The sequence below is a fragment of the Roseinatronobacter thiooxidans genome (genome assembly GCF_001870675.1).
Taxonomy (GTDB): domain Bacteria; phylum Pseudomonadota; class Alphaproteobacteria; order Rhodobacterales; family Rhodobacteraceae; genus Roseinatronobacter; species Roseinatronobacter thiooxidans.
The window spans coordinates 78828-94066 of the sequence record NZ_MEHT01000009.1; the positions used below are offsets into that span (position 1 = coordinate 78828).

Here is a 15239-nt window from a genome sequence, read left to right on the forward strand (position 1 = left end):
TCAGGATTTGTGCCAAGATGGGGCAGGGCGCGCGCATATACAAGCGCCCCTCAGGCAAGGGCGCGGGCGATTTCGGCGGCCAGACGGGCATTGTTGCGCACCAGCGCGATATTCGCCGCGAGAGAGGCGCCATCCGTCAATTCAAAAATCCGGCGCAGCAGGAAGGGCGTCACACCTTTGGCGGAAATCCCTTGTGCCGCGGCCTCGCTCAGGGCGGTTTCTATCAGGGGCGAGAGCATGGCAGAAGGCAGTTCATCAGCGGCAGGAATGGGGTTTGCGACCAACTGACCACCGGGCAGGCCAAGCCGGGCGCGCATGCGGTGGCTTGCCGCGATCTGTGCGGGCGCGTCCATGCGCAGCGGTGCCTTCAGCCCGCTGTCGCGCGACCAGAAGGCAGGCAGCGCGTCCTGCCCATATGCGATGACCGGCACGCCCAATGTTTCCAGCACTTCCAGCGTTTTGGGCAGATCGAGAATGGCTTTCGCCCCAGCGGCCACGACAGTGACACGGGTTTGCGCCAGTTCTTGCAGATCGGCAGAAATGTCGAAGCTGAGTTCCGCGCCGCGATGCACCCCGCCAATGCCGCCTGTGGCAAACACCTCGATCCCCGCCAGTTGCGCGCAGATCATCGTGGCCGCGACAGTCGTGGCACCTGTGCGCCCTGTGGCCAGCGCAATGGCCAGATCGGCGCGGCTGAGTTTCAGCGCATCCTGTGTCTGGGCCAGTCGGTCAAGCTGGCCCGCGCTTAGCCCGATCAGGATTTCACCATCCATGACGGCGATGGTGGCCGGAATGGCCCCTGCGGCGCGAATATCGGCTTCGACCTGACGGGCCATATCGCGGTTCTGGGGCCACGGCATGCCATGGGTGATGATGGTCGATTCCAATGCGACAATGGGATGCCCTTTGTCGCGGGCCTCGGCAATCTCGGGGGTGTAGGTCAGCAAAGCCATATCGGCTCCTTCAGCTAGGATGGGGCGCTTGGGATACATGGGCGGCGGCAGCGTTTAGGGCATGTCGTAGCGCAATCTCGCGGGGCGCGCCCGATAATTCCTGCGCGATATGTGCCCCCATGAAGTGATCGCCGGCGCCGGTCACCCGCAGCGCCGGTACCGCAGGCGGGGACAGGGTGATGACCGCCGCCGCATCGGCATCGGTGGCAGAATGCGGCCCATGCGTGACCAGCACGCGCGCCGCGCCAAGGCCCAGCAGCGCGCGTGCCGCGTGCGCGCTATCGGGGAAGGGCGTGGCGCAAAGCGCGCCCGCCTCGGCAAGGTTAAGGTAGAAGCAGCACCCTTGCCGCCCCAGAAATACCCGCAATCGCGCGGCCTTGGCGGGCGAGGCGGCGGTCAGGCGCACATCGCATCCTTCCAGCGCGGGTGCATATGCGAGAGCTTCCAGCAAAGACGGGGACACACCGCTATCAATCACGACCGGCCCGCGCCATGGCGCCGCATCCGACCCCAGCCTGCCATCCTGCAACGGCGCAAGGCAGCCAATGTCCAACGCCTCCAGCGCGCGAGAGGCCGCGATTGCGGCAATCAGGCCGTTTGCGTCCTCGATCCCGATATAGGCATCTGTGGGCAGTGCAGACCTGACAAGACAGCGCGTCTCGATCCCGGCTGCCTGAATGGCGGCGACAAGGGCCGTGCCTGCCCCATCCTGCCCGATTGCGGCAATAAGGGCAGGGCGGTGCCCCTGCTGCGCAAGTGCGCGCGCGACATTCAGCGCAACACCACCGGCGGATTGGTAAATCCGGCCCGGAACATCGTCCCCCGGCGCGATCTGCGCGGGGCTATGGCCGATCACGTCCCAATGGGCCGCGCCGATGCAAAGACAGTCGGGTATATCCATCATGCGCCTGTCGTGCCGCAACTTGACTTCTTTGGCAAGCAGGGCTGGCGAGGGGCATTCCTGCCTGCTAGGCATGCGCATGTTTGACGATTTCTCAGAACGGCTGTTTGCGCATTTTGTTGCAGGCCATTGGCGCGCGCCTTTAGGCGATGAAACACATGCGGTTTTATCCCATAGGGGCACCTTGCTGGGGCAGGTTGTGGCGGCTGGCCCGCCAGATGTTGCGCGCGCAGTGGCTGTTCGGCGCGGAACGGACAGGCAGGGGTGCCAGCGCCTGGCCGACAGGGTTGCAAGCGCGGCAGGGGGGCTGGCGCAGGCCTATGCGCTTCAGACAGGGCGTGATCTTGATCTGGCGCACATCACACAGATGGCGGAGCAGATTGATGCCCCCGCAAGCGCGCGCGGGGGCCTGATCTTCACTGCACAAGAAACGGAACTTGCCGCATTTGCCCGCGCTTTGGGCGCAGGGCTTCAGGGCGGCGTGATCTGGTGCCCGCCCGCCGGGCAGGCGGTTTTCGCAACCGCCTTTGCCTGTCTTGTCCAACAAGCAGACCTGCCGGCAGGCGCATTTGCCTTGCTGCATACGCGTGTCAGCGCAACGGAAACGGCCTTGCGCGCAACACAGCTGGATATTCTGGCAGCTTAAGGGCCGCTTATATCCACATTCGCGCGCCGAAGACACGGCGCACCACATCTTCACGGGTCATCCCCATCTCTGCCAGCGTGGCATCGGACATGGCGTTATAGTGCTGGATTGCGCGGTATTTTGGCGAAAGTTCAGCCATGCGCCCAAGCGCGTTGAAAAAGTGATCCCCGATCTGGCGCAGATTCGGGCGCATCATCTCGCGCATATTGGTTGAAAAACTTGTCATCTGGAAACCCTTTCGGTCAGGTGTCTCTCCCATGACCTTCAAAATAGGTCATGATTGCTGACATGACTACAGCCAATGGCGAAACCCCGCGTTGCGCTGGGCACAAGGCTGGGGCGCAACGGAAAATTAACCAATGCGTGGTAGGGTGCAGATATGACCTGCACTAAAGTTCTCGCAATGTTCCTAATCTTCATGTATAGAACATTCAACGAACAAACGGGCGATTGCCGCGCGTGGCGCGCTGTGAAATAAGGAACGAGGAAATGGCAATGGCGGACCTGCTGACAATGACCGATAAACGTACGGCGGAAAAACAAAAAGCACTCGATTCGGCACTGGCACAGATCGAGCGGCAATTTGGCAAAGGCTCGATCATGAAGCTGGGGGGCGATAACCCCGTCACCGAGATCGAGGCGATATCTTCAGGCTCGCTTGGGCTGGATATTGCACTTGGAATTGGCGGGCTGCCCAAAGGCCGCGTGATCGAGATTTACGGGCCGGAAAGCTCTGGTAAAACCACACTGACCCTGCATGTTGTGGCCGAAGCGCAGAAAAAAGGCGGGGTCTGCGCCTTTGTCGATGCCGAACATGCGCTAGACCCGCAATATGCCCGCAAACTTGGCGTCGATCTGGATGAATTGCTGATCTCGCAGCCCGATACGGGCGAGCAGGCGCTAGAAATTGTGGACACACTTGTCCGCTCTGGCGCGGTGTCGCTGGTGGTGGTCGATTCGGTTGCCGCCCTCACGCCGAAATCCGAACTCGAAGGCGATATGGGCGACAGTTCGGTTGGCGTGCATGCCCGCCTGATGAGTCAGGCCATGCGCAAGCTAACCAGCTCCATCTCGCGCTCGAACTGTATGGTAATCTTCATCAACCAGATTCGCATGAAGATTGGCGTTATGTTCGGCTCTCCTGAAACAACGACGGGCGGGAATGCGCTGAAATTCTACGCCTCGGTGCGTCTGGATATCCGCCGCATCGGCTCGATCAAGGACAGGGACGAGATTGTGGGCAACCAGACCCGTGTCAAGGTTGTCAAGAACAAGGTGGCCCCGCCCTTCAAGCAGGTTGAATTCGACATCATGTATGGCGAAGGCATCTCGAAACGGGGCGAATTGCTGGATCTTGGCGTGAAAGCGGGCGTGGTCGAGAAATCGGGCGCGTGGTATTCTTACGGGGATGAGCGGATCGGGCAGGGGCGCGAGAATGCGAAAACCTATCTGAAAGAGAACCCGCAAACCGCCACGCAGATCGAAGACAAGATCCGCGCCGCGCATGGGCTGGATTTTCACATGAGTGACGGGGACGAATCCGTTCTGGAAGACTAAGTTCCGCATAATCAATGCGCGCGCCGGTAAATTCCGGCGCGCCATGCTGATTTCAGACCAAACAGCGCCACAGACGCATCGTTTGAACCTTCTTAGGCAGATCGCGCGCGCAAAGCGCGCGCCTCTGGGGTTGCTCCAATCACGCGCTTTTGCGCGTCATTTAACCTGATGCGCTTTGCGCCACCCAAATGCACCCCCAAATGGGCCAACTTGGCGCATTGGGGCTTTTGACACAGGTGTGGACAGCCCCCGCGCGCAAGGCTAAGACCTTGCCAACTTGCATTCGCGCCGGAGGAAGACCATGGCCAGCCTCAATGATATCCGCTCGACTTTCCTCGATTATTTCGCCCGGCAGGGGCATGCGGTGGTGGACAGCTCTCCGCTGGTGCCGCGCAACGACCCGACGCTGATGTTCACCAATTCGGGCATGGTGCAATTCAAGAATGTTTTTACAGGGCTGGAACACCGCGATTACAGCCGCGCCACCACCAGCCAGAAATGCGTGCGCGCGGGCGGCAAGCATAATGACCTCGACAATGTCGGCTATACTGCGCGCCACCACACATTTTTCGAGATGCTGGGCAATTTCAGCTTTGGCGACTACTTCAAATCCGAAGCGATTCCCTTTGCTTGGGAATTGCTGACCCGCGATTTCGACATCCCCAAGGACAGGCTGCTGGTCACGGTCTATCACACCGATGACGAAGCGGCAGAGATGTGGAAGAAGGTCGCGGGCCTGTCCGATGACCGCATCATCCGCATCCCCACCGATGACAATTTCTGGCGTATGGGGCCAACTGGCCCCTGCGGCCCCTGCACCGAGATTTTCTTTGACCACGGCCCCAGCATCTGGGGCGGCCCCCCCGGATCGCCCGAGGAAGATGGCGACCGCTTTATCGAGATTTGGAACCTCGTCTTCATGCAGAATGAACAGCATGAAGACGGAACCATGACCGACCTGCCGCGCCAGTCCATCGACACCGGTATGGGGTTGGAACGGATTGGCGCATTGCTGCAAGGCAAGCACGACAATTACGACACCGACCTGATGCGCGCCCTGATCGAGGCGTCCAGCCATGCCACCAGTTCCGACCCTGACGGTCCGGGGAAAATGCATCACCGCGTCATTGCCGACCATTTGCGCGCCACCTCTTTCCTGATCGCCGATGGCGTCATGCCCGCCAATGACGGGCGCGGCTATGTGCTGCGGCGCATCATGCGCCGCGCCATGCGCCACGCCCATATGCTGGGCGCTTCAGACCCGCTGATGCACCGGCTTGTGCCTGCACTGGTGCACCAGATGGGCGGCCATTATACGGAACTGCGCGAAGCGCAGGCGCTGATCACCGAAACCCTGCGCGTTGAAGAAACGCGCTTTCGCCAGACGCTCGATCGCGGCCTGAAGCTGCTGGATGCCGAGTTGGAAGGGCTACCCGAAGGGGCAACCCTGTCGGGCGAGGCGGCGTTCAAACTGTATGACACATTCGGCTTTCCGCTGGATCTGACGCAAGATGCGCTGCGCGAACGTGGCCGCGCGGTCGATGTCTCGGGGTTTGACGCTGCGATGGCCGAGCAGAAGGCCCGCGCGCGCGCCAGCTGGTCCGGCTCGGGCGAGGCGGCGGATGCCGCCATCTGGTTCGATCTGGCAGAGCGCGTGGGGGTCACAGAGTTTCTGGGCTATGACATGGAAACCGCCGAGGCGCAGGTCATGGCACTGGTGCTGGAGGGTGCAGAGGTTGACCGCGCAGAGGGTGAGATTCAGATCATCACCAACCAGACGCCGTTTTATGCCGAATCCGGCGGGCAGGTGGGCGATACGGGCTTTGTCCGCTCTGCCACAGGCGTGGCCGAAATTACCGATACCCGCAAGATTGCAGGCGTGTTTATCCATATCGCGCGTGTGACCGAAGGCGACATCCGCAAGGGCCAGCCGGTAAAGCTGGAAGTGGACCATCGCCGCCGCGGCACGATCCGCGCCAACCATTCGGCCACGCATCTCTTGCACGAGGCACTACGCCGCGCGCTGGGGGATCATGTTTCGCAAAAAGGCTCGCTCAACGCGCCTGACAGGTTGCGGTTCGATTTCAGCCATGGCGCGGCACTCAGCGCCGAGGACGTGGCGCAGGTCGAGGCAGAAGTGAACAGCTTCATCCGCCAGAACACCCCGGTCGAGACACGGATCATGACCCCGGACGCGGCGCGCGGGCTTGGCGCACAGGCGCTCTTTGGCGAGAAATATGGCGATGAGGTGCGCGTCGTCTCGATGGGCCATCAGGCCAATTCCGGCAAAGGGCAGGACGGGCAGACCTATTCGCTGGAATTATGCGGCGGCACCCATGTCGCGCGCACAGGCGATATTGGCGCGTTTGTGTGCCTGGGCGACAGTGCCTCTGCCGCTGGTATCCGCCGGATCGAGGCGCTGACAGGACAGGCCGCGCTGGACTATCTGCGCGCGCAAGATGCGCGTCTGGGCATGCTGGCGGGCCTGCTGAAAGCGCCTGCCCAGGACGTGCCGGACCGCGTTAAAGCGCTGATGGACGAGCGCCGCGCCTTGGCCAATGAAGTGGCCCAACTCAAACGCCAGATAGCCCTTGGGGGGGCAGGCGATCAGGGCGATGACATTCAGGAAGTGGGCGGCCTGCGCATTATTGCCAAAGTGATGACAGGTGTCAGCGGCAAGGATTTGCCCTCGCTGATTGACGCGATGAAAGACAAGCTTGGCTCTGGCGCGGTGGTACTGATTGCAGATACCGGCGCAAAACCCGCGGTGGCGGCAGGGGTTACGCAAGACCTGACAGCGCAGCTTTCCGCGGTCGATCTGGTGCGCGCTTGTGTGGCGGAACTGGGCGGCAAGGGCGGCGGTGGCCGGCCTGATATGGCGCAAGGGGGCGGGGCCGATATTGCGGGCGCAGAGCGTGCGTTGGCAGCAGTGATAACTTATCTGGAAGGAGTGCGCGCATGAGTGCGTTATGGATAGCCCATGTCGAAGTGACAGATACGCAGGCGTATGGCGAATATGCCTCGCGTGCGACAGCGGCAATCGCCGATCATGGCGGCGTGTTTCTGGCGCGTGCGGGGCGCTATGTGCAGCTGGAAGGGCGCGAGCGCGCGCGCAATGTCGTGGCGCGCTTCCCCTCGGTCGAGGCGGCGGTCGCCTGCTATAACTCGCCCGCCTATCAGGAAGCGCTGGCTTTCGCCAAAGGTGCGGCAGAACGTGATCTGGTCGTGGTCGAGGAAGTGGGCTAAGCGCCCTGTCCTCATTTTCTTGCTAAAAATACTCAATCCAGCGCCAGCCTACCCGCCGAACGGATCGTGCGGGTAGCCCACCCCTGTCAGATATAACCCGTCGGGCGGGCTGACCGGCCCGCAGGCCGCGCGGTCTTGCGCGGCAAGTGCCGCTGCGACATCCGCCGGTTTCCATGCGCCCGCACCCACCCGCTCCAATGTGCCCACAATGCTGCGCACCTGATTATGCAGGAATGACCGCGCGCGCAGCGCAAAGCGGAATTCCTGCCCGTGCAGCAGGTCATGCGCCGAAATTTCCAGCGCATCCAGCGTTTTGACAGGCGAGAGTGCCTGACACTGGCTGGCGCGGAATGTGGTGAAATCATGCGTGCCCAGCAGCAGGCGCGCGGCCTCTTGCATAGGGCCAAGGGACAGGCTGTGGCGGATATGCCAGACTTGTCCGGCTTCAAATGTCGGTGGCGCGCGGCGCGCGATCAGGCGGAACAGATAGCGCCGTTCGGTTGCGGAAAAGCGGGCGTGAAAATCCGGGTCGACAGGCGCGCAAGCAAGTATGGCAACGGGCAGGGGGCGCAGATGGTGGTTCAGTGCCTCCATCAGGCGAAACGGGTTCCAATCGCGCGCCATGTCGCAATGCGCGACCTGCCCTGTGGCATGCACGCCCGTATCGGTGCGTCCGGCTGCGGCAATGCGGGGCAGGTCCGGCTCTAACCGGGCAAGGGCAGTTTCAATCGCGCCCTGCACAGACGGGTGGCCCACCTGTGTCTGCCACCCGCAAAACGGGCGCCCGTCATATTCGATTTTCAAAGCATATCTTGGCATGAGGCGCGAGTTAGCGCGCGGCGCGCGGCTTTGCAATCAGCCTTCGGCCTTCAAGATGGCGGCAAGCCCGCTTTGGTGGTCGGGGTAGCGCAGCTGCAACCCAAGTTCGCGCTTGATCCGGTCATTGCGCACCCGCTTGCTATCGCCATAAAAGCTGCGCGCCATGGGCGAGAGATCGGCGTCTTCAAAGCTGACTTCAGGCGGTGGCGCGATGCCCAGCAGATGGGCGGCATGTTCCAGCACATCTTGGGGCGGGGCAGGATGATCGTCGCATAGATTGAAGATGCGCGGCCCGACATTCGAGTGGATCGCAAGTTCCAGCGCCTGGCCAATATCGTCGTAATGGATGCGTGAAAAATACTGGTTGGGTTTGATGACACGCTGCGCGCGGCCACTGCGCAATTTTTCAAACGGGCCACGGCCGGGACCATAAATGCCCGCCAGCCGGAAAATATGTAGCCGGACACCGGCACGCGCGCAGACCTCTTGCCATGCGGTTTCGGCGCGCACGCGTGCGACTGCACGTTCTGAGGGGGAATCGGGCGGGGTGTCTTCATCCACCCAGCCGCCGCCATGGTCGCCATAAACGCCAACAGTTGAAAGGTAGCCCACCCATTGCAAATGGCGCGCCTGTGCCAGTTCTGCGCCGATGGCCTCGATCACCGGATCGCCCGCGCGCGGTGCGACAGATGAAAGCAGATGCGTTGCGCGTGCCACAGGCAGCGGCGCGCCGGGCCATATCAGCGGCTCGATCCCGCGCGCGGCCAGAGATTTCGCGTTCTCGGCGCTGCGGGTGGTCCCGATGATCTGCCAGCGTGCTGGCAACAGCCGGTCTGCCAGCGCCTGCGCACTGTAGCCATGCCCGATGGAGAGGAGTGTTCCTGTCATGCGCCCCAATATCCATTGGCGCGCGCATAGACGCAAGGGGGGCAGGCGCATTTGCACTGGTGGGCAGGGGGCCGCGATGGCAATAAGGCAGCATACACGCCACGGAGTGCCCGCGCCATGATGCCAGACCCCATGAAATATGCGCTGATCATGCTGGCGGCGGGCATTGGTGTTCCGGTGCTGGCCGCGTTGAATGCCCAATTGGGCGCGCGCATCGGATCGCCTGCGGCCGCAGGGGCGGTGATGTTCCTGATTGCCGGGACCGCAGCTGTTCTGGTGGCGGCAGCTTTTGGACAGACCAGCGCCTTTGCCCTGATCGCAAGCCAGCCCAAACATCTGTTTCTGGCGGGTCTGCTGATTGCGTTTTATCTGCTGTCCATTTCATGGGTGGCCCCGCGGTTCGGGGTGGGCAATGCTGTCATGTTCGTGCTGGTGGGCCAGATTGTCGCCATAAGTGTGATTGATCATTTCGGCCTGTTTGGCGCGCGGGTGCGTCCGGTGGATCTGACACGCGGTCTGGGCATTGTCCTGCTTGCGATTGGGGTGATTCTGGCGCAACGCCCCCCGGCCTAAGCGCGACGCATTTGATCGGTGTCAAAGACAGGTTTTCACAAAACAGTTACATGCCATGTCAGACCCAAGCCCCAAGCAGGAGATGACAATGCCCGATGCCGCACATGCCGCCCCCGAGAGTATTTCCCAGACCCCCTCGGAGATAGAGCAGCCGCAGCAAGCGGGCGAAGACACGCGCTTGGAACAAAGCAATGTCACAGATGTGACGGCTGATCTTGCACCCGGCGTGCGGCTGAAAACCGCGCCCAAAGGACATAGCTGGAAGCCAGACCCGGCAACCCTGACGACCGAGGAAATCCGCAGGTTCTTCGAATCCGACCGCTACCCCTATCGCTACAAGATGGCGCGTGCCCCATATGAAGCTGAAAAGGCGCTGCTACAGGCCGAATTGCTGAAAGTGCAGAAATGGGCGATCGAGACAGGAGAGCGGTTTGTCTTTCTGTTCGAGGGGCGCGATGCAGCAGGCAAGGGCGGCACGATCAAGCGCTTCAATGAACACCTGAACCCCCGTTTCGCGCGGGTTGTGGCGCTGAACAAACCATCCGAAAAAGAGTTGGGGCAGTGGTATTTCCAGCGCTATATCGAATATCTGCCCACCTTTGGCGAAATGGTCTTCTATGACCGTTCGTGGTATAATCGCGCAGGCGTGGAGCGGGTGATGGGGTTTTGCACCCCGTCCGAGTATCTGGAATTCATGCGACAGGCGCCCGAGTTCGAGCGGATGCTGGTCCGTTCTGGCATAAAATTCTACAAATACTGGTTCTCTGTCACACCAGAGGAACAACGCCGCCGCTTCGCCTCGCGCGAGACGGACCCTTTGAAACGCTGGAAATTGTCGCCCATCGACAAAGCAAGCCTTGGCAAATGGGAAGAATATACACAGGCGAAAGAGGCGATGTTCTTCTACACCGACACGGCAGATGCGCCTTGGACGGTCATCAAATCCAAAGACAAAAAGCGCGCGCGGCTGGAATGTATGAAGCATTTTCTCTCGACCATTGATTACCCTGACAAGGATACAAGCGTGATCGGAACCCCCGATCCGCTGATCGTGGGCCGCGCAAGCCATGTTGTGTTATCGGGGGTCGAGTTGGACCACGTCATGGGGGGAAACCCCTGACGCTGCACCAACGAGAGTGGCCCGGCACTTGAAAAGCCGGGCGCTCTGCCAAGCGCGGATCACCCTTACATGATAATCAAAAGCCTGTTCGGTATTTCGATGAATGCCCGAAACAGCGCATGACATTCTGCGCATTCAAGACCGCTGATCCGTGCGCTCTCACGACGCCATTCACAATTTCCGGCTTTTCTGGTGACCCCGACAGGATTCGAACCTGTAACCTGCCCCTTAGGAGGGGGCTGCTCTATCCAGTTGAGCCACGGGGCCGCCTTGCGCCAAGCCTTTATCGTCTTTCAGCGGGGCTGTCACCCTTGGTTTGTGATGCAAGAAATCAAGTGCTTGGCCCGTGACAGATGTGGCGCTAACATAGGGCATTCATAGCCAGACAGGAATTCAGTTCGTGCCCCCTTATCTTCCCCCAGAAGCGCAACGCCCCCTGACCTTGCGCGACGTGTCCGAAGCCAGTGGTGTCAGTGAAATGACCGTCAGCAGGGTCTTGCGGAACCGCGCAGATGTGTCTGTATCGACACGCGAAAAAGTGCTCGCCGCAGCCAAGCAGCTGGGCTATGTGCCCAACAAGATCGCAGGTGCCTTGGCCAGCCAGCGGGTCAATCTGGTGGGGGTGGTGATCCCATCGCTGTCAAACATGGTCTTTCCCGAAGTATTGGGCGGTGTCTCGGCCGCGCTGGAGGATTCGGGTTTGCAGCCGGTCTTTGGTGCGACCGACTACAAGGCCGAGCGCGAAGAGAATGTCATTTATGAAATGCTGTCATGGCGGCCCTCGGGCATGATCGTGGCAGGACTGGAACACACCGAGGCGGCGCGCGCGATGCTGGCAAATTCCGGCATTCCGATTGTCGAGATCATGGATATCGATGGCGAGCCGGTTGATTCGATGGTGGGGATTTCGCACCGGCGGGCGGGCCGGGAAATGGCGCAGACCATCCTTGCCGCGGGTTACAAGAAAATCGGGTTTCTTGGCTCAAAAATGCCCGATGACCACCGCGCGCGCAAGCGGCTGGAAGGGTTCACCGAAGCCCTGAAAGAGGCAGGACAGGATCTTGCAGAAGTGGAACATTACGCGGGCGGCTCCTCCATGGCGAAGGGCCGAGAGATGACCGAATCGATCCTGACGCGGCGGCCCGATCTGGATTTTCTATATTATTCCAATGACATGATCGGGGCAGGCGGGTTGCTGTATTGTCTGGATAAAGGCTTGGATGTGCCGGGGCAGATCGGGCTTGCGGGCTTCAACGGGCTGGAATTGCTGGACGGGTTGCGCCTGCGCCTGGCAACAACCGATGCCTGCCGGCGCGAAATCGGTCTGCGCGCCGCCGAGATTGTGGCGGGCAAGAATGATGACGGCATTATCGGCGGAAAACGCATCGAATTGTCGCCCATTGTCAACCGTGGCGATACGATCCGCTAGCGCTGCCCGTCGCGCCTGATCGGCCCCATTCTGTGCCAAGCGCGCCAGCCCGACCAAGGGCTTTCCCTTGCTGCGCCATGGCGTTACATACAGGCGAACGCTTGGGATGAATGGGGCCGGACAGATGGCGATGGACAAGAATTTTGACGCGACAACCGCCGAGGCGCGCATTGTCGCCCTGTGGGACCGCGAAGGCGCATTTGCAGCAGGTGCGAACAAGCGCCGCGATGATGCCTTCAGCATCATGATCCCGCCGCCCAATGTGACCGGCAGCCTGCATATGGGCCATGCTTTCAACAACACGTTGCAAGATATTCTTGTGCGCTGGCACCGGATGCGGGGCTTCGACACGCTCTGGCAACCCGGGCAGGACCATGCAGGCATTGCCACGCAGATGGTGGTCGAACGCGAATTGGCCAAAGAGGGCAAAAAGCGTACCGATTTCACCCGCGAGGCGTTTCTTGCCAAAGTCTGGGAGTGGAAGGCGCAATCCGGCGGCACCATCATCGGGCAGTTGCAGCGCTTGGGCTGTTCTCTGGACTGGTCGCGCAATGCCTTTACCATGTCGGGCGCGCCCGGTGCCCCTTCGGGGGAAGAAGGGAATTTCCACGATGCGGTGATCAAGGTCTTTGTTGATATGTATAACAAGGGTCTGATTTATCGTGGTAAACGACTGGTCAACTGGGACCCTCATTTTGAAACTGCGATCTCTGATCTGGAAGTCGAGAATATCGAGACGGACGGGCATATGTGGCATTTCAAATACCCGCTGGCAGGTGGCGCCACCTACCGCTACATCGAGAAAGACAAGGAAGGCGCTGTAATCGTTGATGAAATGCGCGATTACATTTCCATCGCCACGACACGGCCAGAAACCATGCTGGGCGATGGCGCAGTGGCGGTTCATCCATCGGATGAACGCTATGCGCCAATCGTCGGCAAACTATGTGAAATCCCTGTTGGGCCGAAAGAACACCGCCGGTTAATCCCGATCATCACCGATGAATACCCCGACCCCTTGTTCGGCTCTGGTGCCGTGAAGATCACGGGCGCGCATGATGCCAATGACTATGGCGTGGCAAAACGCAGCGGAATTCCGATGTACCGGCTGATGGACACGCGCGCACAGATGCGCGCCGATGGTGCCGCTTACGCCGAGGCTGCCGCGATTGCGGGGGCTGTGGCGCGCGGCGAGCGGACATTGTCCGAGGCAGAGGCCGATGCGCTGAACCTTGTCCCCGACCATCTGCGCGGGCTGGACCGCTATGCCGCGCGCAAGGCGGTGATTGACGAGATCACTGCCGAAGGGCTGGCGGTGATGACTGTTGCCTCTGACCCGCGCCTTGGCGCGGCGGCTGTGAAACCCGCCCCGGCCACCGCGCCGGGGCCTCTCGGCCAAGAGGTCCCGGATCAGGTCCGGGACGCGCCTGTGCCTTTGGTCGAGGAAAAGAAGATCATGCAACCCTTTGGCGACAGATCAAAAGTTGTGATCGAGCCGATGCTGACCGACCAGTGGTTTGTCGATGCGGAGAAAGTCGTGGGGCCAGCGCTGGACGCCGTGCGTTCGGGTCGTGTGAAGATCATGCCGGAATCGGGCGAAAAGACCTATTACCACTGGCTGGAGAATATCGAGCCTTGGTGCATCTCGCGCCAGCTCTGGTGGGGGCATCAGATTCCGGTTTGGTATGACGAAGACGGAAAAATGTACTGCGCTCCGACTGAAACTGAAGCGCAAGACATGGCGCTGGGTAAAAGATTGACGCGCGACCCCGACGTTCTCGACACATGGTTCTCCTCTGGTCTCTGGCCTATTGGTACGCTGGGATGGCCGGAGCAGACGGATGAGCTGCAAAAGTATTTCCCGACCAGCGTGTTGGTCACCGGACAGGACATCCTGTTCTTCTGGGTCGCGCGCATGATGATGATGCAGCTGGCGGTGGTGGATCAAATCCCGTTCCACCATGTCTATCTGCATGGGCTGGTGCGCGATGCCAAGGGCAAGAAGATGTCCAAATCCTTGGGCAATGTCGTCGATCCTTTGGAAATCATTGACGAATATGGCGCGGATGCGTTGCGTTTCACCAACGCGGCGATGGCCAGCCTTGGAGGTGTTCTGAAACTCGACACGCAACGCATTGCGGGGTACCGGAATTTCACCACGAAACTGTGGAATGCCTGCCGCTTTGCCGAGATGAACGGGGTTTGGGAGGGGCATGCCACCCAAAGCGCGCCGCCCGCCGCGCAAGCGACTGTGAACCGCTGGATCATCGCGGAAACCGCGCGGGTGCGCGAAACCGTTGATGCGGCACTTGCCGAATATCGGTTTAACGACGCTGCCCAAGCGCTGTATGCCTTTGTCTGGGGCAAAGTGTGTGATTGGTATGTGGAATTTGCCAAGCCCCTGTTCGATGGCGAAGACGCCGCCGAGACACGCGCGACAATGGCATGGGTGCTGGACCAGTGCATGGTCCTTTTGCACCCGATGATGCCGTTTATCACGGAAGAACTCTGGGGGCTGACAGGCCAGCGCGACAAGCTGTGTGCCCATGCCGACTGGCCCGAATACGGGGCCGAGCTGGTCGATGCCGAGGCCATGCGCGAAATGCGCTGGGTGATCGGGTTGATCGAGGGGGTACGCTCTGCGCGCGCGCAATTGCGGGTGCCGGTGGGGTTGAAGCTGAACATGGTGCAGCTTGATCTGGACATGCAGGGCCGTGCGGCATTGTCGCGCAACATGGCGCTGGTGACAAAGCTTGCGCGAATCGCATCACTGGAGGAAGTCGGGAGCCTGCCCAAAGGCTCGATCACTGTGACGGTCGAAGGGGGCACGTTTGGCCTGCCGCTGGAAGGGGTGATCGACATCGCCGCCGAGCGCGACCGGCTGGAGAAGACCTGCGCCAAGGCTGAAAAGGAACTGGGCGGAATTGAGGGGCGCTTGCGCAACCCGAAATTCGTGGCCAGCGCGCCTGATGAGGTTGTGGACGAGGCGCGCGCGCGCGTGCTTGTTCTGACGGAAGAAATGGCGCGCTTGCGCGCGGCCATCACGCAACTGGACAGCGTGGCGTAACGGGGCCAGAGGGGGGCGGGCTTGCCCCCCATCGAGGGGG

Annotated in this window: 13 protein-coding genes and 1 tRNA gene; 8 read left to right on the forward strand and 6 right to left on the reverse strand. The window is 60.9% G+C overall.

Annotated elements, in window-relative coordinates:
- Window positions 1-50: 50 nt before the first annotated feature.
- Both BG455_RS04945 and BG455_RS04950 read right to left on the reverse strand, forming a co-directional pair.
- Window positions 51-953 (reverse strand): pseudouridine-5'-phosphate glycosidase, encoded by a 903-nt coding sequence (locus BG455_RS04945; protein ID WP_071468864.1) that lies wholly within the window; start codon window positions 951-953, stop codon window positions 51-53.
- 10 nt (window positions 954-963) lie between these two features.
- The gene (locus BG455_RS04950) at window positions 964-1857 is read right to left on the reverse strand and encodes a PfkB family carbohydrate kinase (protein WP_071469127.1); all 894 of its coding nucleotides are present in this window, start codon (window positions 1855-1857) and stop codon (window positions 964-966) included.
- A 76-nt stretch (window positions 1858-1933) separates the two neighbouring features.
- On the opposite strand from BG455_RS04950, the gene BG455_RS04955 reads away from it, so the two are divergent.
- Window positions 1934-2500, forward strand: coding sequence for an aldehyde dehydrogenase family protein (locus BG455_RS04955; protein ID WP_143079879.1), 567 nt, complete (start codon window positions 1934-1936; stop codon window positions 2498-2500).
- A gap of 7 nt (window positions 2501-2507) precedes the next feature.
- Here BG455_RS04955 and BG455_RS04960 read toward each other — a convergent pair whose 3' ends face one another.
- Complete coding sequence (locus BG455_RS04960; protein ID WP_071468866.1) at window positions 2508-2726, reverse strand: hypothetical protein; 219 nt, start codon at window positions 2724-2726, stop codon at window positions 2508-2510.
- Between the two features lie 263 nt (window positions 2727-2989).
- On the opposite strand from BG455_RS04960, the gene recA reads away from it, so the two are divergent.
- From recA to BG455_RS04975, 3 genes are all read left to right on the forward strand, one after another.
- Window positions 2990-4057, forward strand: a complete 1068-nt coding sequence (gene recA / locus BG455_RS04965; RefSeq protein ID WP_071468867.1) for a recombinase RecA — start codon at window positions 2990-2992, stop codon at window positions 4055-4057.
- A gap of 301 nt (window positions 4058-4358) precedes the next feature.
- Window positions 4359-7019: an alanine--tRNA ligase gene (gene alaS, locus BG455_RS04970; protein ID WP_071468868.1), complete on the forward strand. Its 2661-nt coding sequence runs from the start codon at window positions 4359-4361 to the stop codon at window positions 7017-7019.
- Window positions 7016-7303, forward strand: a complete 288-nt coding sequence (locus BG455_RS04975; RefSeq protein ID WP_071468869.1) for a DUF1330 domain-containing protein — start codon at window positions 7016-7018, stop codon at window positions 7301-7303. Before alaS ends, BG455_RS04975 begins: the two co-directional genes overlap by 4 nt.
- A 48-nt stretch (window positions 7304-7351) precedes the next feature.
- On the opposite strand, the gene truA is transcribed toward BG455_RS04975, so the two are convergent.
- Window positions 7352-8122, reverse strand: a complete 771-nt coding sequence (gene truA, locus BG455_RS04980; RefSeq protein WP_071468870.1) for a tRNA pseudouridine(38-40) synthase TruA — start codon at window positions 8120-8122, stop codon at window positions 7352-7354.
- A gap of 36 nt (window positions 8123-8158) precedes the next feature.
- Window positions 8159-9010 (reverse strand): SDR family oxidoreductase, encoded by an 852-nt coding sequence (locus tag BG455_RS04985; protein WP_071469128.1) that lies wholly within the window; start codon window positions 9008-9010, stop codon window positions 8159-8161.
- A gap of 120 nt (window positions 9011-9130) precedes the next feature.
- On the opposite strand from BG455_RS04985, the gene BG455_RS04990 reads away from it, so the two are divergent.
- Both BG455_RS04990 and ppk2 read left to right on the forward strand, forming a co-directional pair.
- Window positions 9131-9583 (forward strand): DMT family transporter, encoded by a 453-nt coding sequence (locus BG455_RS04990; RefSeq protein WP_084386160.1) that lies wholly within the window; start codon window positions 9131-9133, stop codon window positions 9581-9583.
- Between the two features lie 55 nt (window positions 9584-9638).
- Complete coding sequence (ppk2, locus tag BG455_RS04995; protein WP_245735477.1) at window positions 9639-10703, forward strand: polyphosphate kinase 2; 1065 nt, start codon at window positions 9639-9641, stop codon at window positions 10701-10703.
- Between the two features lie 190 nt (window positions 10704-10893).
- Here the strand turns inward: ppk2 and BG455_RS05000 are convergent.
- Window positions 10894-10970: transfer RNA gene (locus tag BG455_RS05000), tRNA-Arg, on the reverse strand.
- A 133-nt stretch (window positions 10971-11103) separates the two neighbouring features.
- On the opposite strand from BG455_RS05000, the gene BG455_RS05005 reads away from it, so the two are divergent.
- Entirely contained in the window at window positions 11104-12132 is a 1029-nt protein-coding gene (locus BG455_RS05005; protein WP_245735478.1) for a LacI family DNA-binding transcriptional regulator, read from the forward strand.
- Between the two features lie 124 nt (window positions 12133-12256).
- Window positions 12257-15199, forward strand: a complete 2943-nt coding sequence (locus tag BG455_RS05010; RefSeq protein ID WP_071469131.1) for a valine--tRNA ligase — start codon at window positions 12257-12259, stop codon at window positions 15197-15199.
- Window positions 15200-15239 lie beyond the last annotated feature (40 nt).

Excerpts from the sequence above, each read along its gene's own strand:
- BG455_RS04955 (WP_143079879.1), top strand. The coding sequence starts at position 1,934 with ATGTTTGACGATTTCTCAGAACGGCTGTTTGCGCATTTTGTTGCAGGC.
- BG455_RS04985 (WP_071469128.1), bottom strand. The coding sequence starts at position 9,010 with ATGACAGGAACACTCCTCTCCATCGGGCATGGCTACAGTGCGCAGGCG.
- BG455_RS04960 (WP_071468866.1), bottom strand. The coding sequence starts at position 2,726 with ATGACAAGTTTTTCAACCAATATGCGCGAGATGATGCGCCCGAATCTG.
- BG455_RS04975 (WP_071468869.1), top strand. The coding sequence starts at position 7,016 with ATGAGTGCGTTATGGATAGCCCATGTCGAAGTGACAGATACGCAGGCG.
- BG455_RS04990 (WP_084386160.1), top strand. The coding sequence starts at position 9,131 with ATGCCAGACCCCATGAAATATGCGCTGATCATGCTGGCGGCGGGCATT.
- BG455_RS04950 (WP_071469127.1), bottom strand. The coding sequence starts at position 1,857 with ATGATGGATATACCCGACTGTCTTTGCATCGGCGCGGCCCATTGGGAC.
- BG455_RS04945 (WP_071468864.1), bottom strand. The coding sequence starts at position 953 with ATGGCTTTGCTGACCTACACCCCCGAGATTGCCGAGGCCCGCGACAAA.
- recA (WP_071468867.1), top strand. The coding sequence starts at position 2,990 with ATGGCAATGGCGGACCTGCTGACAATGACCGATAAACGTACGGCGGAA.
- BG455_RS05010 (WP_071469131.1), top strand. The coding sequence starts at position 12,257 with ATGGCGATGGACAAGAATTTTGACGCGACAACCGCCGAGGCGCGCATT.
- ppk2 (WP_245735477.1), top strand. The coding sequence starts at position 9,639 with ATGTCAGACCCAAGCCCCAAGCAGGAGATGACAATGCCCGATGCCGCA.
- alaS (WP_071468868.1), top strand. The coding sequence starts at position 4,359 with ATGGCCAGCCTCAATGATATCCGCTCGACTTTCCTCGATTATTTCGCC.
- truA (WP_071468870.1), bottom strand. The coding sequence starts at position 8,122 with ATGCCAAGATATGCTTTGAAAATCGAATATGACGGGCGCCCGTTTTGC.